The organism is Pseudomonas sp. (assembly GCF_050739775.1).
Taxonomy (GTDB): domain Bacteria; phylum Pseudomonadota; class Gammaproteobacteria; order Pseudomonadales; family Pseudomonadaceae; genus Aquipseudomonas.
The window spans coordinates 65,700-88,460 of sequence record NZ_JBOICA010000026.1; the positions used below are offsets into that span (position 1 = coordinate 65,700).

General features: G+C 59.8%; 27 protein-coding genes. 9 read left to right on the top strand and 18 right to left on the bottom strand.

What is annotated here, in order from left to right; genetic code table 11:
• Positions 1 to 48 precede the first annotated feature (48 nt).
• Both fadD1 and fadD2 read right to left on the bottom strand, forming a co-directional pair.
• Positions 49 to 1,746 (bottom strand): long-chain-fatty-acid--CoA ligase FadD1, encoded by a 1,698-nt coding sequence (fadD1, locus tag ACRESH_RS15190; RefSeq protein WP_431742774.1) that lies wholly within the window; start codon positions 1,744 to 1,746, stop codon positions 49 to 51.
• 301 nt (positions 1,747 to 2,047) lie between these two features.
• Positions 2,048 to 3,736 carry a long-chain-fatty-acid--CoA ligase FadD2 gene (gene fadD2 / locus ACRESH_RS15195; protein ID WP_431742775.1) on the bottom strand — a complete coding sequence of 563 codons (1,689 nt, stop codon included), beginning with the start codon at positions 3,734 to 3,736 and terminating at the stop codon, positions 2,048 to 2,050.
• 209 nt (positions 3,737 to 3,945) lie between these two features.
• Between fadD2 and ACRESH_RS15200 the strand changes: the two genes are divergently transcribed.
• Positions 3,946 to 4,890, top strand: a complete 945-nt coding sequence (locus ACRESH_RS15200; protein ID WP_431742776.1) for a lysophospholipase — start codon at positions 3,946 to 3,948, stop codon at positions 4,888 to 4,890.
• A gap of 35 nt (positions 4,891 to 4,925) precedes the next feature.
• Entirely contained in the window at positions 4,926 to 5,396 is a 471-nt protein-coding gene (locus ACRESH_RS15205) for a MaoC family dehydratase (RefSeq protein WP_010223082.1), read from the top strand.
• Positions 5,397 to 5,399: 3 nt separating this feature from the next.
• Here the strand turns inward: ACRESH_RS15205 and ACRESH_RS15210 are convergent, their stop codons facing one another.
• The 9 genes from ACRESH_RS15210 to ACRESH_RS15250 form a co-directional block, all read right to left on the bottom strand.
• The gene (locus tag ACRESH_RS15210; RefSeq protein ID WP_431742777.1) at positions 5,400 to 6,635 is read right to left on the bottom strand and encodes an RNA polymerase sigma factor; all 1,236 of its coding nucleotides are present in this window, start codon (positions 6,633 to 6,635) and stop codon (positions 5,400 to 5,402) included.
• Positions 6,635 to 7,120, bottom strand: a complete 486-nt coding sequence (locus ACRESH_RS15215) for an SRPBCC family protein (protein WP_431742778.1) — start codon at positions 7,118 to 7,120, stop codon at positions 6,635 to 6,637. Before ACRESH_RS15215 ends, ACRESH_RS15210 begins: the two co-directional genes overlap by 1 nt.
• Positions 7,121 to 7,139: 19 nt before the next feature.
• A complete protein-coding gene (locus ACRESH_RS15220) occupies positions 7,140 to 7,484 on the bottom strand; it encodes a YciI family protein (protein WP_431742779.1) in 345 nt (114 codons plus the stop codon).
• An 87-nt stretch (positions 7,485 to 7,571) separates the two neighbouring features.
• Positions 7,572 to 8,006, bottom strand: a complete 435-nt coding sequence (locus ACRESH_RS15225) for a YybH family protein (RefSeq protein WP_431742780.1) — start codon at positions 8,004 to 8,006, stop codon at positions 7,572 to 7,574.
• Between the two features lie 127 nt (positions 8,007 to 8,133).
• On the bottom strand, positions 8,134 to 8,622 hold the full coding sequence (locus ACRESH_RS15230) for a GyrI-like domain-containing protein (RefSeq protein WP_431742781.1): 489 nt from the start codon (positions 8,620 to 8,622) through the stop codon (positions 8,134 to 8,136).
• A gap of 220 nt (positions 8,623 to 8,842) precedes the next feature.
• Positions 8,843 to 9,499 carry a LysE family translocator gene (locus tag ACRESH_RS15235; protein ID WP_431742782.1) on the bottom strand — a complete coding sequence of 219 codons (657 nt, stop codon included), beginning with the start codon at positions 9,497 to 9,499 and terminating at the stop codon, positions 8,843 to 8,845.
• 97 nt (positions 9,500 to 9,596) lie between these two features.
• On the bottom strand, positions 9,597 to 9,929 hold the full coding sequence (locus ACRESH_RS15240; protein WP_431742783.1) for a type II toxin-antitoxin system HicB family antitoxin: 333 nt from the start codon (positions 9,927 to 9,929) through the stop codon (positions 9,597 to 9,599).
• A complete protein-coding gene (locus ACRESH_RS15245) occupies positions 9,926 to 10,180 on the bottom strand; it encodes a type II toxin-antitoxin system HicA family toxin (RefSeq protein ID WP_431742784.1) in 255 nt (84 codons plus the stop codon). Before ACRESH_RS15245 ends, ACRESH_RS15240 begins: the two co-directional genes overlap by 4 nt.
• 57 nt (positions 10,181 to 10,237) lie before the next feature.
• Positions 10,238 to 11,194, bottom strand: coding sequence for a threonine dehydratase (locus tag ACRESH_RS15250; RefSeq protein ID WP_431742785.1), 957 nt, complete (start codon positions 11,192 to 11,194; stop codon positions 10,238 to 10,240).
• A gap of 87 nt (positions 11,195 to 11,281) precedes the next feature.
• Between ACRESH_RS15250 and ACRESH_RS15255 the strand changes: the two genes are divergently transcribed.
• From ACRESH_RS15255 to ada, 3 genes are all read left to right on the top strand, one after another.
• Positions 11,282 to 12,628: a PLP-dependent aminotransferase family protein gene (locus ACRESH_RS15255; protein ID WP_431742786.1), complete on the top strand. Its 1,347-nt coding sequence runs from the start codon at positions 11,282 to 11,284 to the stop codon at positions 12,626 to 12,628.
• The gene (locus tag ACRESH_RS15260; protein ID WP_431742787.1) at positions 12,625 to 13,248 is read left to right on the top strand and encodes a DNA-3-methyladenine glycosylase family protein; all 624 of its coding nucleotides are present in this window, start codon (positions 12,625 to 12,627) and stop codon (positions 13,246 to 13,248) included. The genes ACRESH_RS15255 and ACRESH_RS15260 overlap by 4 nt, the downstream gene beginning before the upstream one ends.
• A gap of 76 nt (positions 13,249 to 13,324) precedes the next feature.
• Positions 13,325 to 14,383 carry a bifunctional DNA-binding transcriptional regulator/O6-methylguanine-DNA methyltransferase Ada gene (gene ada / locus ACRESH_RS15265; RefSeq protein WP_431742788.1) on the top strand — a complete coding sequence of 353 codons (1,059 nt, stop codon included), beginning with the start codon at positions 13,325 to 13,327 and terminating at the stop codon, positions 14,381 to 14,383.
• A gap of 17 nt (positions 14,384 to 14,400) precedes the next feature.
• On the opposite strand, the gene ACRESH_RS15270 is transcribed toward ada, so the two are convergent.
• Positions 14,401 to 14,658, bottom strand: coding sequence for a DUF2790 domain-containing protein (locus ACRESH_RS15270; protein ID WP_431742789.1), 258 nt, complete (start codon positions 14,656 to 14,658; stop codon positions 14,401 to 14,403).
• A gap of 285 nt (positions 14,659 to 14,943) precedes the next feature.
• On the opposite strand from ACRESH_RS15270, the gene ACRESH_RS15275 reads away from it, so the two are divergent.
• On the top strand, positions 14,944 to 15,396 hold the full coding sequence (locus tag ACRESH_RS15275; RefSeq protein WP_431742790.1) for a GNAT family N-acetyltransferase: 453 nt from the start codon (positions 14,944 to 14,946) through the stop codon (positions 15,394 to 15,396).
• Here the strand turns inward: ACRESH_RS15275 and def are convergent.
• From def to ACRESH_RS15295, 4 genes are all read right to left on the bottom strand, one after another.
• On the bottom strand, positions 15,348 to 15,887 hold the full coding sequence (gene def, locus ACRESH_RS15280; protein ID WP_431742791.1) for a peptide deformylase: 540 nt from the start codon (positions 15,885 to 15,887) through the stop codon (positions 15,348 to 15,350). The genes ACRESH_RS15275 and def overlap by 49 nt on opposite strands.
• Positions 15,877 to 16,863 carry a YihY/virulence factor BrkB family protein gene (locus tag ACRESH_RS15285; RefSeq protein WP_431742792.1) on the bottom strand — a complete coding sequence of 329 codons (987 nt, stop codon included), beginning with the start codon at positions 16,861 to 16,863 and terminating at the stop codon, positions 15,877 to 15,879. Before ACRESH_RS15285 ends, def begins: the two co-directional genes overlap by 11 nt.
• 155 nt (positions 16,864 to 17,018) lie before the next feature.
• The gene (locus ACRESH_RS15290) at positions 17,019 to 17,198 is read right to left on the bottom strand and encodes a CsbD family protein (RefSeq protein ID WP_431742793.1); all 180 of its coding nucleotides are present in this window, start codon (positions 17,196 to 17,198) and stop codon (positions 17,019 to 17,021) included.
• Positions 17,199 to 17,318: 120 nt separating this feature from the next.
• Positions 17,319 to 17,555 carry a hypothetical protein gene (locus ACRESH_RS15295; RefSeq protein WP_431742794.1) on the bottom strand — a complete coding sequence of 79 codons (237 nt, stop codon included), beginning with the start codon at positions 17,553 to 17,555 and terminating at the stop codon, positions 17,319 to 17,321.
• 170 nt (positions 17,556 to 17,725) lie between these two features.
• Between ACRESH_RS15295 and ACRESH_RS15300 the strand changes: the two genes are divergently transcribed.
• Entirely contained in the window at positions 17,726 to 18,109 is a 384-nt protein-coding gene (locus tag ACRESH_RS15300; protein ID WP_431742795.1) for a hypothetical protein, read from the top strand.
• Here the strand turns inward: ACRESH_RS15300 and ACRESH_RS15305 are convergent, their stop codons facing one another.
• Complete coding sequence (locus ACRESH_RS15305) at positions 18,110 to 18,946, bottom strand: CvfB family protein (protein WP_431742796.1); 837 nt, start codon at positions 18,944 to 18,946, stop codon at positions 18,110 to 18,112. It abuts the gene before it with no gap.
• Between the two features lie 110 nt (positions 18,947 to 19,056).
• On the opposite strand from ACRESH_RS15305, the gene ACRESH_RS15310 reads away from it, so the two are divergent.
• Entirely contained in the window at positions 19,057 to 19,926 is an 870-nt protein-coding gene (locus tag ACRESH_RS15310) for a DUF6279 family lipoprotein (protein ID WP_431742797.1), read from the top strand.
• 3 nt (positions 19,927 to 19,929) lie between these two features.
• On the opposite strand, the gene aceK is transcribed toward ACRESH_RS15310, so the two are convergent.
• Positions 19,930 to 21,645 carry a bifunctional isocitrate dehydrogenase kinase/phosphatase gene (aceK, locus tag ACRESH_RS15315; RefSeq protein ID WP_431742798.1) on the bottom strand — a complete coding sequence of 572 codons (1,716 nt, stop codon included), beginning with the start codon at positions 21,643 to 21,645 and terminating at the stop codon, positions 19,930 to 19,932.
• A 186-nt stretch (positions 21,646 to 21,831) separates the two neighbouring features.
• Between aceK and ACRESH_RS15320 the strand changes: the two genes are divergently transcribed.
• Positions 21,832 to 22,722, top strand: a complete 891-nt coding sequence (locus ACRESH_RS15320; protein ID WP_431742799.1) for a DMT family transporter — start codon at positions 21,832 to 21,834, stop codon at positions 22,720 to 22,722.
• Positions 22,723 to 22,761: the final 39 nt, after the last annotated feature.

Sequence of the window (22,761 nt, forward strand, 5' to 3'; positions counted from 1 at the left end):
ATGGGACTGCCATGCAGTCCTTCGCGGCTGAATCCGCTCACACAACAATCAAGCGATCTTCTTCAGGCCGAGCTTTTTCAGCTCTTCATCACGCAGCTCTCGACGCAGGATCTTGCCGACGTTGGTGGTCGGCAGTGCATCACGGAACTCGATGAAGCGCGGTACCTTGTAGCCGGTGACATTGGCACGCATGTGCTCCATCACCTGCTCTTTGGTCAGGGTCACGCCAGGCTTGGCGACGATGAAGATCTTGATCACTTCACCGGACTTCTCGTCAGGCACGCCGATGGCCGCACACTGCAGCACACCCGGCAGCGCAGCCAGCACGTCCTCAAGCTCGTTGGGATAGACATTGAATCCGGACACCAGAATCATGTCTTTCTTACGGTCGACAATACGCATGTAGCCGTCAGGCTGGATCAGGGCGATGTCACCGGTCTTCAACCAGCCTTCGCTGTCGAGGATCTCGGTGGTGGCGTCCTGGCGCTGCCAATAGCCCTTCATCACCTGCGGGCCCTTGACGCACAATTCACCGATTTCACCCAGCGGCAGTTCGGCGCCAGCATCATCAATGATCTTGCACAGGGTCGAGGGCACCGGAATACCGATGGTACCGATCTGGTTCTGCTCGGCCGGGTTGACCGCCGCCACCGGGCTGGTTTCGGTCATGCCGTAACCTTCGCAGATGGCGCAACCGGTCACCGTTTTCCAGCGCTCGGCGACACTCATCTGCAGGGCCATGCCGCCCGACAGGGTGATCTTCAGCGCCGAGAAATCCAGCTTGCGGAAGGTTTCGTTGTTGCACAGGGCAACGAACAAGGTGTTCAGCCCGACAAAGCCGCTGAACTTCCACTTCGACAACTCCTTGACCATCGCCGGCAAGTCGCGCGGGTTGCTGATCAGGATGTTGTGGTTACCGATCAGCATCATTGCCATGCAATGAAAGGTGAAGGCATAGATGTGATACAGCGGCAACGGGGTGATCAGGATCTCGCAACCTTCATTGAGGTTGGAGCCCATCAGCGCCCGGCACTGCAGCATATTGGCCACCAGGTTGCGGTGGGTCAGCATGGCACCCTTGGCCACCCCGGTAGTGCCACCGGTGTATTGCAACACGGCAACATCATTGCTCTGCGGATCAGCTTCCTTCACCGGTTGGCCTGCGCCTTTGCTCAATACATCATTGAACTTCAGCGCCTTGGGCAAGTGATAAGCCGGGACCATTTTTTTCACGTACTTGATCACGCTGTTGATCAACAGGCGTTTTACCGGTGGCAGCATATCGGCCACTTCGGTGACAATAACGTGTTTGATCTGGGTCTTGGGCACCACCTTTTCGGCCAGGTGCGCCATGTTGGCCAGGCAAACCAGGGCCTTGGCGCCGGAATCATTGAACTGGTGCTCCAATTCCCGCGCGGTATACAACGGGTTGGTGTTCACCACGATCAGGCCCGCACGCAAGGCGCCGAATACAGCAACCGGATACTGCAGCACGTTGGGCAGTTGCACGGCGATACGATCGCCGGGCTGCAAGTCAGTATGTTGTTGCAGGTAGGCGGCAAAGGCCCCCGACAACGCGTACAGTTGGCCGTAGGTAATGGTTTTGCCCAGGTTGCTAAAGGCTGGTTTGTCAGCAAAGCGTTGGCAGGACTGTTTCAATACTGCCTGGATATTCGGGTACTCATCAGGGTTGATTTGCGCCGCAACCCCGGCTGGGTACTTATCCTTCCAAAAATTTTCGATCATGGAAGCCCACTCCTCCAGCACCAGCGAATTCTTCATCGCAGTCGATGCGATTATTATTGATATAAGATTATGGTTCATTGCAAACCAGATAATCAGAAGCGGGCCGAGAGTAGCAGCTTTGCCAAGGGTCGCCTAGAGCTAAAGCAGCCTAAACAGTCACAAAAATGACTCTTGATTATTTAATGGTCATTTTTAGAGTAAAAAGACTAAAGTAGCGAATTTCAAGCTGCAAGCGGCAAGCTGAGCGCATCGCTCAGGCTTGCACGTCTTGCAGCTTGCGGCTTGTAGCTTGCGCTAGCCGTCAGACGATATCCCTCAGCTCCCGGCGCAGGATCTTGCCCACCGCCGTCATCGGCAACGAGTCGCGCAGGACAATGTGCTTGGGCACTTTGTAGCCGGTGAAGTTGGCCTTGCAGTAGGCCTTGAGCTCTTCAAGAGTCACCCCACCTTCACGCGCCACCACAAACAGCTTCACGGCTTCGCCGGAGCGCTCGTCGGGGATCCCGATCACCGCGCAGTTGGCCACTTGTGGATGGCTCATGACCACCTCTTCGATCTCGTTCGGGTACACGTTGAACCCCGAAACAATGATCATGTCCTTCTTGCGATCGACAATCCGGGTAAAGCCATCAGGATCGATCACCGCAATGTCACCGGTCTTGAACCAGCCCTCGCGGTCCAGCGCCTCGGCCGTGGCCTCAGGATGCTGCCAGTAGCCTTTCATCACCTGCGGCCCCTTGATGCACAACTCGCCACGCTCGCCCATGGGCTGCTCGTTGCCTGCATCGTCGATGACCTTGAATGCCGTACCTGGCACTGGAATACCCACCGTACCCAGACGCGCCAGTTGCCCGTAGGGGTTGGTGCTGGCCACCGGCGAGGTTTCGGTCAAGCCATAGCCTTCGACAATGCGACAACCCGTCAGGCTTTCCCAGCGTTCGGCGGTGGCCTTGACCAAGGCGGTGCCACCGGAGTTGGTGACTTTCAGGGCAGAAAAATCAAGGTGCTTGAACTCAGGGTGATTCATCAGCGCCACGAACAAGGTGTTGAGACCGAGCAGCGCGGAAAACTTCCACTTTTTCAGCTCCTTGATGAACCCCGGGATGTCACGCGGATTGGTGATCAGCACGTTGTGGTTGCCGGTCACCATCATGCACATGCAGTTCGCGGTAAAGGCATAGATATGGTAGAGCGGCAGGGGCGCGATCATCACCTCCTGGCCCTCCTTGATCAGCCGCTGGCCATCATCACCATGCTGGGAGAAGCAAGCCAGTACCTGGAGCATGTTGGCCACCAGGTTGCCGTGGGTCAGCATGGCGCCCTTGGCCAGGCCCGTGGTACCGCCGGTGTACTGCAGCACGGCGATATCGTCGAGGGTCAGCGATACCTGCTTCGGTACCACGCCACGCCCCTGGCTCAGCGCACTTTTGAAGGGCACGGCCTGGGGCAGCTGGTACGCCGGCACCAGCTTCTTGACCTTGGCCACAATGGTGTTGACCAGCCAGCCCTTGGCGACCGGCAGCATGTCGCCCATCTTCGCTTCAATGAGGAATTCGATAGCGGTATCGGGCAGTACCTCCTGCACCAGCTTGCCGAACATGTTCAGGTAGACCAGCGCCCGGGCCCCGGAGTCCTTGAACTGATGGCGCATCTCGCGAGCGGTGTACAACGGGTTGGTGTTGACCACGATCAGCCCGGCGCGCAACGCACCGAACACCGCGATCGGGTACTGCAGCACATTGGGCATCTGCACGGCGATACGGTCGCCTGGCACCAGATCGGTGTGTTGTTGCAGGTAAGCGGCAAAGGCCGCCGAGTAACGTTCCAGTTCGGCGTAAGTCAGGGTCACCCCCAGGTTGCTGAACGCCGGGCGGTCAGCGAACTTCTTGCAGGAACGTTCAAACACTTCGACCACTGACTTGTAAGCATTCATGTCAATGTCCGAAGGAACACCTGCGGGGCGCTTGTCATTCCAGAAATCAGCTTGCATTTACTCTTGTCCTCATACCTGAGCCGCTCCGGCCCCCTTGCCTGCTTGGCGAAGAAGGTGCTATGCCGACGTTAGCAGGTATGCCGCAGGTGGCAAATATGCCAAGCGCTGTCATTTACATTGTGAATCTTGTTTGTCGCTGCCCTTCGATTGCACGCTTGGGTTATACACTGAGCTGACTCATCCACTTGTGCGCACAAGGACTCGCCATGCCCCACGATGCGTTCTGGCTACCGGCCAGCGATCACTGCAGCCTGTATGTCTATCAATGGCTGCCCAGCACGCCGATCAAGGCCGTGGTGCTGCTGGCACATGGCATGGCCGAACATGCCGGTCGCTACCAGCGCCTGGGCCGGGCCCTGAGTGCGGCGGGCTTTGCCCTGCTTGCCCACGACCAGCGCGGTCATGGCCGTACCGCCGAACTCGGCACTTTGGGCCTGTTCGCCCAACACAATGGCTGGAGCGCGGTAGTCAACGACCTGGGCCTGCTCAGCCAGCACATTGGCCAGCAGTTTCCCGGTACTCCGGTGTTCCTCTTCGGCCACAGCATGGGTAGCTACATTGCCCAGGCTTACCTGATGCACCATGGCGCCAGCCTGCAAGGGGCAATTCTCAGCGGCTCGAACTTCCAGGCACCGGTGCTGTACCGCACGGCCTGCGCGATTGCTTGCGTCGAGGCCTGGCGTCAGGGACCTTTGGGCCACAGTGCGCTGATCGAGTGGTTGTCCTTTGGCTCATTCAACAAGGCGTTCAAACCCACCCGCACGGCATTCGACTGGCTCAGCCGCGACAACACCGAAGTCGACCGCTATGTCGCCGACCCGTTGTGCGGCTTTCGCTGCAGCAATCGTTTGTGGATCGACCTGTTGATGGGCCTTGAGCAGATCAGCCAGCCGGCCAACCTCAAGCAGATCGATCCGAACCTGCCAATCCTGGTCATGGGTGGTGAATGTGATCCGGTGAGTGCCGGCAAGCGTCTCAAGGATCTGGCCGGTGCTTTGCGCCTGGCTGGCAACCAGCATGTCCAGTTGCAGCTGTATCCCCAAGCGCGACATGAACTGCTCAATGAAACCAACCGTGACGAGGTCACGGCCGCGATCATCGACTGGTTGGAGCAGGCGTTGGCCCTAGGCCGCCCTGTCCGCAGCGAATGACAGCCGCCCCCGCGTCCCTAGCAGGAACCGAATCGATGACTCAGGTCACCAACACGCCTTACGAAGCCCTTGAAGTCGGCCAGACCGCCAGTTTCAGCAAGACCGTCGAAGAACGTGACATCCAGCTGTTCGCTGCCATGTCCGGTGACCACAACCCGGTGCACCTGGATGCCGAGTTTGCCGCCAAGAGCATGTTCAAGGAGCGTATCGCCCACGGTATGTTCAGCGGTGCACTGATCAGCGCCGCGGTGGCCTGCGAGCTGCCTGGCCCGGGCACCATCTACCTGGGTCAGACCATGAGCTTCCAGAAGCCGGTGAAGTTCGGCGACACCCTGACCGTGCGCCTGGAGATCCTCGAAAAGCTGCCCAAGTTCAAGGTGCGTATCGCCACCCGCGTGTTCAACCAGAATGACGAGCTGGTAGTCGATGGCGAGGCCGAGATCCTGGCCCCACGCAAACAGCAGACCGTCGACCTGGTCAGCCCACCGCCAATCACTATCGGCTGAAGTTCACAGCTCGCGCAGGCGGCGCTCGATAAAGCGCCGCTCGGCACCTTGCAGGGTCAGGCCCAGTGCAGTCTGGTATGCATCACGCGCCTGATCCAGCCGCCCCAGTTGCCGACACAGCTCAGCGCGGGCGGCATGGGCCAGGCGATAATCCTGCAACTGGCCACGCGCCAGAATCGCCTCCACCGCCAGCAATCCTGCCTGCGGCCCATCACGGCGTGCCAGGGCTGCAGCGCGATTAAGCTCGACCACTGGGGACGGCCAGCCGCGCAGCAATACATCGTACAAACCGACGATTTCTTCCCAGTCCGTTTCTTCAGCGCTGGCCGCCTCGGCATGCACTGCGGCAATCGCTGCCTGCAAGCTGTACACCCCGAACTGCTGACTGCGCAGTGCCTGCTGCACCAACTGGCTACCCTCGGCAATCAACTCGCGATTCCACAAGCTACGGTCCTGCTCATCGAGCAGGATCAACTCGCCATTCTCGTCGCTACGCGCCGCCTGTCGCGAGGCCTGCAACAGCATCAAGGCCAGCAAACCCAGCACTTCCGGGTCGGGCAGCAGCTGCTGCAACAGTCGCCCCAGACGGATCGCTTCATCACTGAGGTCGTTGCGCATCAGGCTTTCACCCGAAGAGGCCGAGTAGCCTTCGTTGAACACCAGGTAAATGACGCGCAGCACACTGTCCAGGCGTTCAGGCAACTCGCTCAACGCCGGCACCTGGTAGGGAATCTGCGCATCGCGGATCTTGGCCTTGGCCCGTACGATGCGCTGGGCAATGGTCGCCGGGTTCTGCAGAAAAGCCCGGGCGATTTCCTCGGTGGTCAGGTCACAGACTTCACGCAGGGTCAGCGGCACTTGGGCATCGGCAGCCAACGCCGGGTGACAACAGGTGAAGATCAGGCGCAGGCGATCATCTTCCAGCTCCTCGTCTTCCACCTCATCCTCCTGCAGTGCCTCCAGCGCCATGATCAACTGCGTCTGGGAGCGGTCGAAACGGGCGCGCCGACGCAGCCCGTCAATGGCCTTGAAGCGCCCGGTGGATACCAGCCAGGCCCGTGGATTGGCAGGAATGCCATCGCGCTGCCAACGTTCAACGGCGACGAAAAACGCTTCGTGCATGGCTTCCTCGGCCAGATCGAAATCACCCAGCAAGCGAATCAGGGTAGCCAGGATCCGTCGCGACTCGCGCTTGTAGACCGACTCGACCTCGGCCCGCACCAAAGCCTGCGTCGACATCAGCCCGGCATCTGGGTGGTCACCAGTGCCACCAGCCGATCCAGGCTTTCACCCCAACCGCGATGAAAGCCCATTTCTTCATGAGCCAGGCAATCGGCGGCATTCCAGTGCCATGCGCGCGCGGTGTACTGAGTCTTGCCCTGGACATCCTCGAAGGTCACCACTACGGTCATGAACGCCTTGTTCGACGGTACCCAGCCCGGCCCGAAGGCATCGGTGAAGACAATTCGCTCGGGGGCAACAATCTCCAGGAACACACCCTGGTTGGGGTACTCGGTACCGTCAGGTGCGCGCATCACTGTGCGAAACAAACCACCCACCCACAACTGCATTTCGCACAAGGGCGTGGTCATGCCGTTCGGACCCCACCACTGCGCAAGCAGATCAGGCTCGGTCCAGGCCCGAAACACTTTTTTGCGCGGTGCGTCGATCAGCCGGGTTAGAGACAGCTCATGCTGCACAGGGCTGGGGGGATGAAGGCTCATTTTGTTGTTTTCCTCCGTTTCAAGGTTGCAAATCGCGGATCGGCCTCACTTCGACGCTGCCGACCCTGGCGGCAGGTATGCCCTTGGCAATGTTCAAAGCTTCATTAAGATCACGGGCATCCACCAGATAGAAGCCGGCCAGTTGTTCCTTGGTCTCGGCAAAAGGCCCATCTGTCAGGCTCATGTGACCACCACGAACGCGCACGGTAGTGGCGGTCTGCACCGGCTTGAGCGCCTCGGCGGCAAGCATCCGCCCACTCCCCTGGATCGACTCGGCATAGGCCATGCACTCGGCATCCGCGGGGCTGTCGGGCAGGCTGTGCAACAGACCTTCTTCACAATAGACCAGGCATAGGTATTTCATCGTCCTCTCCACAGCAGATGCACACTATGACTGCAGATCGCACCCTCGGAGAAAGCGCGATTCGGCATAATCCTTGACGTTCTCAGTTCAAGGCTTGAGCGAGAACAGGGCGGCACCGGTCTCCATGTCGAACGGCGCCGACCAGTGTTCATGAATCACCTTCCACTGCCCATCGATGCGCTTGTAGCCGGCGGTGACGCGCATGTAGCAGCTTTTGTCCTCACCGCCCTCTTCGCTGGCCGGACCGCAGCGATTGAGCCAATGGGCAAGCGCCAAATCCGGTGTGGCATGAATCTGCAGCTGTTCCATCTCGAAGATCATGTCGCCGGGACAGTGCTCCATGCAGGCTTGCCAGTGAGCCTGATAGGCGGCCTTGCCTTTGAACTGCAGTTCCTTGACGGCATCGAAGGCAAGGATATCGTCGGCGTAAGGTGCGGTGATGGCGGGGATGTCCCGAGCCCGGACAGCTGGAATCCAGCGTTCGATGAGTTGGCGGACTTCGTTTTCGGCGGCGCTGCTCATGGTCGTGTCCTCTGCGATTCGACAAGTGTCAGGCGCCGAGCAAATCGGCGCGTTCACTGATGGTCGAATGGCTGGCTGAGGAATCGACAGTTGCGCAGTAAAATTTTCCGGTCTGGCGCGCAAGCGCTTATCGCGGCTCCAGTGGCAGCCAGATTTCCATTACGCTGTGGCTGTCAAAAGGATCGAAGTCCTTGCCATAGCGCTCGAACTCCGGCGCCTGCGCAGCTCGCTCACCGGAGGCAGGTAGCCACTGGCTCCAGATGGCCTGGAAAGTGGCCTTGAGGTTATCGAGGCTGCCGTGATGCTCGAACACGGCGTAGCGTTGGGGCTTGAGTTCGACCTGCTGGAAATCGGCTGGCAGCACCTCGACGTTCGCCACTTGAACCCCGGCGATGTAATCGAAACTGCCTTTGCCGTCGGCGTTGCAGCACACGCCGTAGGTATGCCCACCGACCTGTCCGGGCACATTGCCAATGTGGACTTCGAAGCGCTGCCACAGTGCGGGAATCTGACTGATCGTGGACTGCGTGAAGCGTCCGCCGATACCGGCGATGGTGAGGGGGCCAGCCTGCTCGAAGCGTACAGGTTGGACTGAATCGTGAATCGAATTGGACATATCCTTTGCCTTATTGAACTAATAGAAAGGAGCCCCTTACGGGGCTCCTGATCAAGCTATGGAAGGAAACCACTGCCTGCCGAGCGCTTGGCGCGTTTGGCGGCACGCTTTTCTTCAGCGGTTTTCAAGGGTTTTTTCTTGGCCATTTTTTTCGCATCAAGACCTTTCATCTCGAAGATCCTCCGGCCTGACGGCACCTGCACACGGGCACCCCGACTGATTATAGACCCGCTGTGGCCGCCGGCACGGCAAGGATGAACTCTCGGTAGCCAGAGACGATCACATAGACCGCGAAGTAGCAGAAAATCGCCGCTGAGAGCAGGTAGGACCAAATCAGCAGCCGATTCCCCAGCAGCCGTCCGCCATGGCTGGCGATCAAGCACAGCGACAGGCACCAGAGCAGTCCAGCGGCAAAGAAACCGGACAGGAACAGACCGGCTTCAAGCAGGCTGCCGCCGCCGGAACGGGAGATCAGCACCCCGCCCACCGCGGCAAACCAGAGGATCGCGCTGGGTGAGGACATGGCCAGGACGATACCCCGGACAAACTCGCGCCAGGCCGACTCCACCACCACTTCACCGGGTTGCACATGGCCATCCCCGCGCCAGGCCGCCAACAGCATCTTCAGTGCAAACCACACCAGCAACAGCGACCCACCCAGCCACAACACCCAGCGCACGGTCTCGAACTGCAGCAGCACAGTCATCCCGGCCAGGGCCGCCACCGCGTAGACAAGATCACCGACGCAGGTCCCCAGCCCCAGCCAGAAGCCCTGGAAAAAGCCGCGCTGCATGGCCAAGGTAATCATCGCAATGTTGGCAATGCCGATATCCAGGCACAGGGAAAGACTGAGGAGAAATCCGTTGGAAAAAGGCATAGGGCGTTCCGTAGACAGCGTTGAAGGCAGGCGCTATTAAAACGGGAATTGCCGCGGCTGTATTGGAAGAAATTGCCCTTGCCCAAGGACAGGCACGTCATGCCAGAGCAGCACGCTCGAACACTTCATCCGCCCACTGGTTCAGACTCTTGCCTGCCGACTGTGCGGCGATGGTCGCGGCGGCATGAACTTCGGGACGAATGCGCAACATGACTTTGCCGGAGGCAGGCCGCTCGGGCGCCACGCCACGCTCGGCACAATCGGCCAGATAATCGTCCAATGCCAGGTGAAATGCTTCGTGCAACTGGCTGACAGAGCGCGCATGGAAGCTGATGATGTCACGCACGCCCAGCACACGGCCGACGAAAATGTCATCACGGGGGTCATACTCGATTCGGGCGCTGTAACCCTTGTAGTTCATCGTGTTCATAGGTGAACTCCTGCCCGCAGGAGAAATTCGCGGGCTTCTTCGACTTGATAACGCTTGGCCTCTTTACCTGGGTGCGGCCTGTGGCAGCGCCATTGCTGCGCCCCCAGAATCAGTTTGACTCGGGAACCTTCACGCTCCTGCACCTGCCCACCCAGATGCACTACCAGTGCTTCGATGTCGGTGAACACCAGACTGGCACTGGTAGGTGTGCGAAAAATGCTTTCGAGGGTTCTGCGATATCGATTGCTCATTGGAAAATGCTATCAAAATAAGATAGCACTTTTTCCAAGCGATCAATTCAGAATTTTTCAGTCACTCGCCAACACCTGCGCATACCGCTGCCGATCGATATTGGCACCACTGAGTACCACTGCCACTTTGCGCCCGCGTTGCCGTTCATGCTCCTGAATCAGCGCAGCCAGGCCCGCGGCGCCCGCCCCTTCTGCAGTGTTATGCGTGTCTTCGTGAAAGATGCGCATGGCCTGGGCAATTTCCTCGTCGCTGACCCGAACGATCCGCGCCGCATGCTGGTGGATGATGTCGAAGGCTTCTGGCACCGGCATGCGGCAGGCCATGCCGTCGGCAAAGGTATTGGCCGTGGCGGTGGTGACGATGCGGCCTTGCTCAACGCTCAAGGCAAAGGCATCTGCGGCGCTGGACACCACGCCAACAATCTCGGTGCGCAGACCCAGCAGATTACGGGTCTGAATCAGTCCGCAGATGCCCGACCCCATGCCGATGGGCACATAGACGCAATCGAGGTCCTGAACGGCTTCGAACAACTCCAAGGCATAAGTGGCCACACCGCGAACCAGTTGCGGGTGAAAGGACGGCACCATTTCATAGCCGTGCAATTGCGCCTGACGTGCGGCCTCTTCACGGGCCTGGTCGAAATCGGCACCGTATTCGATCAACTCCGCGCCTTGGGCACGCATCGCCGCATTCTTCTCCCGGGAGTTGCCTTGCGGCACCACGATGATGATCGGCAGCCCGGCGTTTCGCGCCGCCAGGGCCATACTCTGCCCGTGGTTGCCGCGAGTGGCGGTGACCAGCCCGCGCACCTGCGGCTGCTGCGCCAGCAACCATTGCACATAGAGCAAGCCGCCGCGCACCTTGAACGCACCGGTCGGCGCGTGGTTCTCATGTTTGACCCAGACTTCACAACCCAGCCGCTCGGCCAGTCGTGGCCAGGCATATTGAGCAGTGGCGGGCACACTGGCATGCAGCAGACGGGCAGCCTCACGCAGGGCAGTCAGGTCGAACATGGAACACCTCGGCAGCAATGGGTTTGACCGGATCCTAGCGCCGGGCCATTGTATGGGTAAAACCTTATATTGCATGGCCAACAATAAATGTGGACCCCTACCCTGCCTGACACCGGGCAACCCCGCTACCTGGCACTGGTCGATGCCATTGCCGAGGCCATCGAGCGCGGCGAACTGAAAGTCGGCGTCCGTCTGCCGCCGCAGCGGCGCCTGGCCTGGGCCCTGGGGCTCAACCCCAGCACCACCCAGCAGGCCTACCGTGAGGCCGCGGCCCGACATCTGGTCAGCGGTGAGGTCGGGCGTGGCACCTATGTGCTGGCCGGCAGCAAAGAAGCCACGCTGTTTCACCTGAAACAAAAAAATTTGCAGCCCAGCCTGATCGATTTATCGACCAACGTGCCGGTAATCGATCCCGACAACCACGACATCGAACGCACCTTGCAGGCGCTGTTGCAGGATGGCCAGGTACGCAGCCTGGAGCATTACCTGAGTGCCGACACGCTGTTACTGGCCCGTGCCCAAGGGGCCGCCTGGCTGGCCAATCGCGGCCTGCGCCTGAGCGCCAGCCAGGTGCTGTTGTGCGGCGGTGCCCAGCAAGGTCTGTTCAGCCTGCTGCTGTCGCTGTGCCAGGCCGGTGAACCGGTGTTGGTCGAGACCCTGACGGCCCCCGGCATCAAGGCCGCCTGCCGCCAGCTGCGCCTGCCCCTGCACGGTATTGCCCAGGACCATCAAGGTATCCTCCCTGACGACCTGGACCGCGTCACGCGGGCAACCGGCGCACGGGTGGTGGTGCTCACGCCCAGCCTGCAGAATCCTACCGGCACCTGCATGAGCCGCGAACGCCAGCAGGCCATAGCCGACGTGGTGCGTCGCCACGGCCTGCTGCTGATCGAAGACGACGTCTATGGCGCACTGACCGACCAGCCACCGTTGTGGCCTTTGCTGGGTCAGCAAGGAATACTGATCAGCAGCCTGTCGAAGACCGTTGCGGCGGGATTACGCCTGGGCTGGATCGTTGCTGACCCACTGCTGTTGGCCAAGATCGATCCCCATGCCCAGGCAACACACTGGCAGGTATCGCCGCTGAACTTGCAGATCGCCTGCCGCTGGATCAGCGACGGCACCGCCAGTCGCCGGCTGGCCTGGCAACGCGCAGAGATCGAACAACGCTGGCGCCTGGCGCGCAGAATCCTGGGCAGTGAGCGGATCTACGGCCAGCACCCCGCGCCGCACATCTGGACAAGCTGTCCAGTGCCGGCACAAACGCTGGTGCAGCGCTGCCGGGCCAACGCGGTGGAGGTGGTACCGGCCGAAGTCTTTGCGGTAAAACAGGGCGACTTGCCAGCCGTTCGTATCAGTCTGTCTGCCGCCAGCAGCCGGGCGGAGCTGAAACAGGCGCTGGAGCGGGTGGCCCAAGCCATGGAGAGACAATGAGTACGTTCTTCAGCCAGGCCGAGCAGCTTCTCGCCGCGCTCGATCCGAAGTGGGCCGCGCATGTTCAGAGCATCGGTCCCTGTCTGCATCAGCCGCGGCCGGAGCGTGACCCGTATCAGGCACTGGTGCGAGCAATTGCCTACCAGCAACTGCATGTGAAGGCTGGCGATGCGATTCTCGGGCGCTTCCTCGCGCTCTATCCCGGCTGTGCTTTTCCAAGCCCTGAGCAGGTGCTGGCAACCCCGGCCGAACAGCTGCGCGCCTGCGGCTTCTCAGGTAGCAAGCTGGCCACCATCCAGGGCATCGCCAAAGCGCGCCAGGACGGCCTGGTGCCAGACCATGAACAGGCGCTGGCGCTGGACGATGAACAGCTGATCGAGCGTCTGGTCAGTTTGCGTGGCGTAGGCCGCTGGACGGTGGAGATGCTGCTGATCTATACCCTGGAGCGCATGGACATCCTGCCAGCCGATGACTTTGCCGTGCGCGAGGGCTACCGTCGCCTGCAAGGGCTGGAAACACAGCCCACTCGCCGACAGATGATCGAGCTCGGACAAGCCTGGCGACCTTACCGGACCATTGCCGCCTGGTACCTGTGGCGGGTGCCGAGCGCACGAGTTTGAACGCAAGACCCGGAGTTTTTTGCGCCGTTGATCGTCCTAATCTGGGCCTATCAACACCCATAAAGAGAGTCCCGGCATGAGCCAAGGCAAACCCCTCAGCGAATCCGACCCGCGCTGGCAAGCGATCCTGGCCCGCGACCCGGCAGCCGACCAGGCGTTTGTCTATGCCGTACGCACCACCGGTGTGTACTGCCGGCCCAGCAGCACCTCGCGCCTGCCGCGCATCGACAACGTCGAGTTCTTCGACACCCCGGCACAGGCCGAGGCGGCGGGCTATCGCCCCAGCAAACGGCGGGGCGCAGACCGGACACTGATGGCCGAGCAGCATCGAGCGCAGGTCACCCGTGCCTGCCAGTTGATCGAGAGCGCCGAGTCGGCGCCCAGCCTCAATCAACTGGCTGAGCAATTGAACATGAGCCCTTTCCACTTTCATCGGGTGTTCAAGGCCATCACCGGGGTAACGCCCAAGGCCTATGCCTCGGCCCATCGGGCAAGCAAGGTGCGCAATCACTTGCAGCGTTCCAGCACGATCACCGATGCCCTGTATGAAGCCGGTTTCAATTCCAACAGTCGCTTTTACGAATCGAGCAATGCGCGCCTGGGCATGACCCCAGGGTCCTATCGGAATGGCGGTGCCAATACCGCTATCCGCTTTGCCATCGGCCAGTGTTCATTGGGTGCCATTCTGGTGGCGCAAAGCGAACGCGGTATCTGCGCAATTCTGCTCGGCGATGACCCACAGGCATTGCTACATGACTTGCAGGATAAATTCCCCAAGGCCAACCTGCTGGGCGGGGATGCCGAATTTGAAACGCTGGTGGCGCACGTGGTGGGATTGATCGAGGTACCGGGGATCGGTCTGGACTTGCCGCTTGACCTGCGCGGCACAGCCTTTCAGGAACGGGTCTGGCAAGCCTTGCGCACGATCCCGGCCGGGACAACGGCCAGCTATGCCGAAATAGCCCAACGGATTGGCTCGCCCAAGGCAGTGCGCGCCGTGGCCCAGGCCTGTGCGGCCAACGCCCTGGCCGTGGCCATCCCCTGTCACCGGGTGGTGCGCAGCGACGGCAACCTCTCGGGTTACCGTTGGGGCGTTGAGCGTAAGCGTCAGCTATTGGAGCGCGAGCGCCAGTAAGGCGGGATTACAGCTGATCAACCGTTGGTGCAACCGTTACCCATGGCACGGTACTCAAGGGTATGGCGCTGACCTTGATGGTCTTCGTAGACCATAGTCGCCGGCACCACTTCACAGACATTAGGAATAGTCGAGAAACTGATCACCTTGGCAATATCCAGGTTGCTCGAGTAATCGTACTGCTCAACTACCGGCTGCGCACTGGTAGTTCTAACTTCATCAGCCAAGGCAAAAGAAGAGACACCTACAAGCGCAAGTACAAGTAAACTTTTCATAACAATAAGCCTGCAATGCAATCAAACTAATCGATTGACTTCATTGGCCAGCAGCGGCGCGGAGAAGTTGTTACATCAGACACCAGGACATAACACGAAGTACCGGTCCCACTGTTACTTTTTTGTGGGGACAAGCATAGTTTACAAGTTGCCCCACCGGGTTGAACCGCTGAACCGAACATTCACTGTTACCCGATCCGTAACAATAGACCGGAATTTTCACCCTCGACACGCCGCAGCTGTCGGTGTAAAAGCCCGGTCCAGAGCCGCTGCCGGACATACGCCGTGACCACCTTACGCTACTGCCTGCTGACCGAACCTGAACGGCCACTGCTGAATAAATTCTACAAAGACCAGGGTTCGTCCATGCGTGCGGCAGCTCAAGGTCAGCTTTGGGTAGCCCGGGCGGAGGAAATCGTCGCAGCGTTGTGCCTCACGCCGGTACCAGGCGGATATTGGCTGACCGGGTTATGGGTGGCTGAACGCTGGAGAGGGCGACAGATTGCCCGGCGTTTGATCGAGGCCGCCTTGCAGAGCACTGAAGGTACGACCTGGCTGTTCTGCCATCCCGACCTCATGCCTTTCTACCAGCAGCAAAGGTTCAGCCCCTGCACTGAGCTGCCTGCCCCGCTGGCCGAACGCCTGGCCCGTTACCAGCGCAGCAAGGCGCTGCTGGCAATGGCCCGCTTTCAGTCGTCGCTGGCAGGATCTAGCCCAGGAAACAACACGTCGGTGTAGCCGAACTTGTTGAAGTCATGAATGCGCGAAGGGTACAACCGCCCTATCAGGTGATCACATTCATGCTGCACCACCCGCGCATGAAAGCCCTCGGCGAGCCGATCGATCCCCTGGCCTTGCGGGTCGATTCCCTCATAGCGAATACAGCGAAAACGCGGCACCACACCGCGCAGGCCCGGCACCGACAGGCAACCTTCCCAGCCGTCTTCCACTTCAGTGCCCACGGGTGTGAGCAGCGGATTGAGGAGGATGGTCTGTGGTACCGGCTCGGCATCCGGATAACGCTCGCTGCGCTCGAAGCCGAAAATCACCAGTTGCAGGTCGACACCAATCTGCGGCGCGGCCAGACCAACGCCGCCGACATGGCGCATGGTCTCGAACATGTCGGCAATCAGTTGCTCCAGCTCGGCACTGCCGATCAGGTGCTGCGGTACCGGTGGGGCGATACGCAGCAAGCGTTCATCGCCCATTTTCAGGATGTCACGAATCATGGGATGTACGACTCAAGGGTTGACCTTCCGGCGTGGCCGGGTGATCGAGCGAGTGATCGCGCCCCAACCCGGAAACATGCTTTTTATCATGTTCGTGGGTAGTGTCACCTGCTTGTTTTTCACCCGGACTCTTGCCTTCGGCAGACATATGCTCAATCACCGCATTCATCTCCGCCCCCAATAACAAAACGGCGGCAGAAATATAGAAATACAGCAGCAAGACGATGATCGCACCAATACTGCCGTACATCGCATTATAGTCGGCGAAGGTCTTGACGTAATAACCGAATCCCAACGAGGCGATGATCCACACCACCACAGCCAGCACCGAGCCTGGGGTGATAAAGCGAAACTCCTGTTTGACATCCGGCATCACGTAATAGATCAACGCCACCGCCATCATCATCAGAATAATGATCGCCGGCCAGCGCAATATCGTCCACACAGTGACAATAAACTCCTGCATACCGATCTGTGAGGCAATCCACTCCATGACCTGGGGCCCCAGCACCATCAAGGCTGCCGTAGCCAGCAACATGCCAGCAATGCCCACGGTGTAGATCACTGACAAGGGAATGCGCTTCCACACCGGACGCCCTTCGACCACATCGTAGGCCGCGTTCATCGCGCTCATCATCAACCGCACGCCCGCAGACGCGGTCCATAGGGCGATGACGATACCCACCGAAAGCAAACCACCCTTGGACTGTTGCAACTGGTCAATCACCGGGTTGACCTGCTCCAGGGCCTGGGGCGGCAACACCAGCTCCGACTGCAGGCGCAGCCAGGAGAAAAAGTCAGGCAGGTGCAAGAAACCGATCAGGGCGATAAGGAACAACAGGAAGGGGAACAGCGAGAACAACATCTGGTAGGCCAACGCCGAAGCATAGGTGGACATTTCGTCATCGAGAAATTCCTTGACGGTGCGCACCAGCACGCGATGCAACGGCAAGCCGCGCAAATCGGGAAAAATCATAGCGTCTCCTTTCGCCGCTTGAGGGTCATGGCCACGGCTCCTCACTAAAGTCTGCACTGAAGTCTAAACGACGATCGACCCAAAGTTGCTATTGATTGCTGCAGATAGCACAACGGCCACCCATGGCGGCCGCTGTGCAACTTCTCCTACAGCAATCAAGGCTTTTTCAATGCATCCTTGACCTTGCCGACCACTTGCTGGGCTTCGCCTTTGCGTTCCTGCAGCTTGCCTTCTGTGCGCAGACGTTCGTTGTCGGTTGCTTTGCCAACACCTTGCTTGATGTTGCCAACCGCTTCGTTGGCCATGCCTTTGACTTTATCTTTGGTACCACTCATGGGAGTTCTCCTGAAGGGGGAAAACGGGCTGTCAGAGTCGACAGTCAGTGGACCGGTGGCCTGTCGGCAGAGTTCCAATTATTTGCCCTGAATCGTAACAGCAGCCGAAAACTCCGTCTGTCAGGGTTTCAACGCATTGCACTGGTTGCGCAAGTCACTGTCTTTGATACTCCCGCAACTGCCCTTGCCTTGCTTGGCATAGCAATAATTGCGTTGGTCGCTGTTGGAAATGGAGCCACAGCTGCTCCCGCCTTCTCTGGCATAGCAGTAGTTGCGCTGATCGGCGTCCCTGATACTCCCGCAACCGGCATACGCATAGCTGCTGAGAAACATCAGCAGGGCAATCAGTATTTGCATGGATCATCTTCCCTGGCACTGTTGATCGTTAACGACGGCGACACCTTAATGCGCCATCAAATTGAGATCAAAGCCAACGGAAAGTTCCAGTCCCAGCGCTCGCCGCTTTATGTTTGGCTGCGTTGCCAGCACAATAGCCGACCTTTCAAGCGTCACCCGTAGGAACCTGCATGAAACTCGACAAACCCACCGCCATCGCCCGTCGTAACCTGGAGCTGGAAAAACCGGTGCTCTCCAGCGACAACACCTTGTTCGCCGTGCTCGACAGCAAGCGCAGCCTGTGGTGGTTCGATGTGCCGGTGAAGCTGGTGCTGCGCAAAGGGGCGGCCGACTGGGTCAACCTGCTGTTGCACACGCCCGAGACCGACGAATTGCAGCACTTGAAGGTGCCGGTGAATTACCTGAAGGCCCATCTGGAAAAAATGGAAGTGCGCCACCCCGGCAAGCGGCGCTCGACCATCAGCCTGGCGCTGAGCGCCGACCGCGACTCGCTGCTTCAGGACCTGCGCCCAGGTGGCGAAAACCTGAGCTTTGCAGGCTTTCGCCAGGTCTGATCAGAGCAGTTCGATACGGTCAGCGTGGATGACGATGCGGCCATCCTTGTACAAGGCACCGATGGCCTTCTTGAAGTTGCCCTTGCTGACCCCGAACAGATCGCTTATCAGCTGCGGGTCGCTCTTGTCGCTGACCGGCAGTACGCCATTGGCTTCCTTGAGCTTGGCCAGGATCTTGTCGTTGAGGCTGTTGGCCAGGTCCTGGCCGATGGGCTGCAGGCTCAGGGCGATCTTGCCGTCGCTGCGCAGCTCCTTGATGTAGCCCTTCTCCTGCTTGCCCGAACGCAGGAACTTGAACACCTCGTTCTTGTGGATCAGGCCCCAGTGCTTGTTGTTGATGATCGCCTTGAAACCCATCGGGGTTTCTTCGACCACCAGCAGTTCAACCTCCTGGCCTGTCGTGTAGTTGGTCGGCACCTTGTCCAGGTAGCGGTCCAGCCGCGCAGTGGCGGTGATACGGCGGGTGCGTTTGTCCAGGTAGGCATGCACCACGCAGTATTCGCCGGCTTTCATCTGGCGTTTTTCTTCGGAGTACGGCATCAACAGGTCCTTGGGCAGGCCCCAGTCGAGGAAGATGCCGATACTGTTGATTTCCTTGACCTTGAGGCTGGCGAACTCACCGACCTGCAGCTTGGTCTTTTCGGTGGTTGCGATCAGCTTGTCTTCACTGTCCAGGTAGACGAAGACATTCAGCCAATCTTCGACCTCGGTGGGCGTGTCCTTGGGAATGTAGCGGTTGGGCAGGAGGATTTCGCCATCCGCGCCGCCGTCCAGGTACAGGCCGAAGTCCGTGTGTTTCACGATTTGCAAACTGTTGTAACGCCCAACTAAAGCCATTTCCGGAAATCCTCTTTGCGAGCTCGGCATTCTACACCCAACCGGCAAAAGGAACCGCAATGAGCCATGCTGTTCTACAAAGACAAGCAAGCCACTGCAAGGATTCGCTCATGTACGCCTGCCTGTACAAGTACCTGCGCCCCGGCCTGCTCCTGCTCGCCCCTGCCCTGCTGATAGTGGCCTGCAGCCGTATCGATCTGGCTTACCGCAACCTTGATGTGCTGGTGCCCTGGTCGCTCAACGACTACCTGAACATGGACCGCCAGCAAAAGACCTGGCTCGATCAGCGCCTCAAACAGCACCTGGCCTGGCATTGCCGCACGCAACTGCCGGGGTACCTGACCTGGATCGATGAAGTCCGACAGATGGTCGCCAACCACCAGGTCAGCGATCAGCAATTGCAGGTCCGCACGCAGGAGGTGAAGCAGGCCATTGCCAAGGTGGCTGAGCAGATCATCCCGTCGGCGGCACAGTTACTCAGGGCCATGGACGATGACCAGGTGCGCGAAATGCGCCAGGCGTTCACTGAAGATATTCGCGAGCGTCAGGCCAAATTCGTCAAAACACCCCTGGTGCGGCAGATCGCCGCGCGCGCCGAGCGTATGGAGAAGCGCCTGACGCCCTGGCTGGGTGAGTTAAGCGCGCAGCAGCAATTGCGGATCATGACCTGGTCACAAGGCCTGGGCGAACAGAACCGCCAGCGGATCGCCAATAGGGCGAACTGGCAGGCGCACTTCAGCCAGGCCATGGCGCAGCGCAAAAGCGATAGCTTCGAGCCGCGCCTTGAGCAATTGTTGAAAAACCGTGACAGCCTGTGGACCCCGGAATACCGCCAGGCCTATCAGCGCGCCGAGCGGGAAGCCCGGCGCCTGCTGGTCGATCTGATGGCCCAGAGCAGCGAACAGCAGCGCCAGCACCTGGAGCAGAAACTGGACCAGGTGCGCAAGGATTTCAGTGAGCTCAAGTGCCTGAAGGGTTAGGCCTTATCGCGCTTTGCGCCGATACGGGAACACGTCAATCACCTTGCCGCCGCGAATCGCCTCCTGCAGGCTCTTCCAGTAATCGGCGTCGTACAGCTCGCCATGCAACTGGCTGAACAGCCGGCGCTGGCCACTGTCTGCAAACAGGAACGGCGGGAACTCTTCGGGAAACACGTCGAGCGGACCGATCGAGTACCAGGGTTCACCGGACATTTCGTCCTCGGGATAACGCGCTGGCGGGATGTAGCGGAAGTTGACCTCGGTGAGAAAACAAATTTCGTCGTAGTCGTAGAACACCACCCGGCCATGGCGGGTGACGCCGAAGTTCTTCAGCAACATATCGCCGGGAAAGATGTTCGCCGCCGCCAGCTGCTTGATAGCCAGGCCATAGTCTTCCAGGGCCTCGCGCACCTGGGCGTCGTTGGCGTTTTCCAGGTAAAGGTTGAGCGGGGTCATGCGCCGCTCGGTCCAGCAGTGGCGCACCAGCACGGTATCGCCTTCTACGTGCACCGTCGAAGGCGCCACCTCCAGCAGTTCGGCCAGGCACTCGGGTTCAAATTTGCTCAAGGGGAAGCGAAAGTCGGAAAACTCCTGGGTATCGGCCATGCGCCCGACCCGGTCAACGCTTTTCACCAGACGGTACTTCTCGATTACCGTGGCCCGGTCGACGCTCTTGGACGGCGAGAAACGGTCCTTGATGATCTTGAACACGGTGTTGAAGCCCGGCAGGGTGAATACGCTCATGACCATGCCCCGCACGCCAGGCGCCATGATGAAGCGGTCGTCGGTGCTGGCCAGGTGGTTGATCAGCGCGCGGTAGAACTCCGACTTGCCATGCTTGTAGAAGCCGATCGAGGTGTACAACTCGGCAATGTGCTTGCCCGGCAGGATGCGTTTGAGAAAGCCGACAAAGTCGGCGGGCACCGGGACATCGACCATGAAATAGGAGCGGGTGAAGGAAAAGATGATCGACACTTCGGCTTCGTCAGTGATCAGCGCATCGATCTCGATGCCGTGGCCTTCGCGGTGCAGCAAGGGGATCACCAATGGCCACTGCTCGTCCTGGGTATACAGGCGCCCGACCAGATAAGCCCCTTTATTGCGATACAGCACCGGCAAAAACAACTCCACTGCCAAGGCCGGGTCCTTGCACACCCAGTCCGGCAGGTTTTCGCGTAGCTGCCCTTCGAGCCGGGCCAGGTCGCCTTCAAGGTCACCGTAAGCCACGTCAAAGCCATAGTCGACGAAGACTTGTGCCAGCACGCTGGCCAGGCTGCCCTGGGGCCGATAGGTACGCGTCTGCGCCGCCCGCTCGTGACTGCGCAACGAGGGGCGGGTGGTGTGGATGAACATGCAACCGTCACTGATCAGGTCATGGCTGAACAGGCTGCAGAAAATCGAGTTGTACCAGGTCTCTGACAGCTCATCGTCCAGGCGTGGGTCGATCAGGCCGATATAAGCGCTTTTGACCAGCGGCCACTGCGCCACCTCCAACAACACCTCAGCGTCGAAAGCCTGATGCAACCAAGTGCTGACCTCGCTGACCTTCTCCTCGTAGAGGTTGATCCGCGCCGCCGAAGCACTCTGGGTCTGTTGCCACTGAGCCTGCTCGAAGCGGGCGCGGGCGCCGATGGTGATCTGGCGAAAATGCTCACGGTAATCGTCGAAGCCATCGAGGATCATCCGGGCGATAGCGGCGGCCGGCCAGTGCTGGGGCATACATCAGACCTCTGCGGGAATGTCGAAGCCTGAGCTTAGCCAGTCGCCGTGGGCAGGGAAAGCCTGGCGACACGGGTGTATTGGCCAAATTCACTGACACGGGAATTTCAGCGCAAGAAAGGGAGAGAACGCACCCTACGTTGTAACGTAAACTCGCGCCCCGCCCCAAAGGACCCGGAGAGCCCCATGAGCCCCATCGCCATCACCCGCCTGTTGATTCTTGCCGCTGTCTGGGGGGCCAGCTTTCTGTTCATGCGCATCATCGCGCCGGTGCTCGGCACCTTGCCCACCGCGTTCTTTCGGGTGTCGATTGCCTGTGTTGGCCTGCTGGTGATTCTTGCCCTGCTGCGAGTACGCTGGGATTTCAACGGCAAGCTCAAGGCTTGCCTGGTACTGGGCATGATCAACTCGGGGATTCCGGCCACCCTTTATTCGGTGGCGGCTCAGGTGTTGCCGGCCGGTTACTCGGCGATCTTCAATGCCACCACGCCGTTGATGGGCGTGCTGATTGGTGCGCTGTTCTTCCGTGAGCCGATGACCCTGGCCAAGCTCAGTGGCATTTTCCTTGGGTTGTTCGGGGTCGGCATTCTCAGTGGTGCAGGGCCGGTCGCGTTTGACCATCAATTGCTGCAAGGCGCCCTGTCGTGCCTGGCGGCGACCACCTGTTACGGCTTTGCCGGCTTTCTTGCGCGCCGCTGGCTCGACCACCAGGGCGGCCTCGACAGCCGACTGTCGGCGCTGGGCAGCATGATGGGGGCGACCTTGTTGCTGTTGCCGCTGTTTGGCTACAGCGTGCTGACCCAGCCACCGGCGAGCTGGGGTGGCTGGGAGGTGTGGCTGTCGCTGCTGGGCCTGGGCCTGGTGTGTACCGCGTTTGCCTACATTCTGTACTTTCGCCTGCTCAGCGAGATCGGCCCGGTCAAAGCCAGCACCGTGACCTTCATGATCCCCGCCTTCGGTGTGCTCTGGGGCGCCTGGCTGCTGGATGAGCCGCTGTCGATGGCGCATCTGTATGGTGGGTTGTTGATTGCTGTGGCGTTGTGGTTGGTGCTCAAGCCCGCCTCGGTTCGCGCCTGATCGCGGGGCAAGCCCGCTCCAACCGGGTCGGTAGGAGCG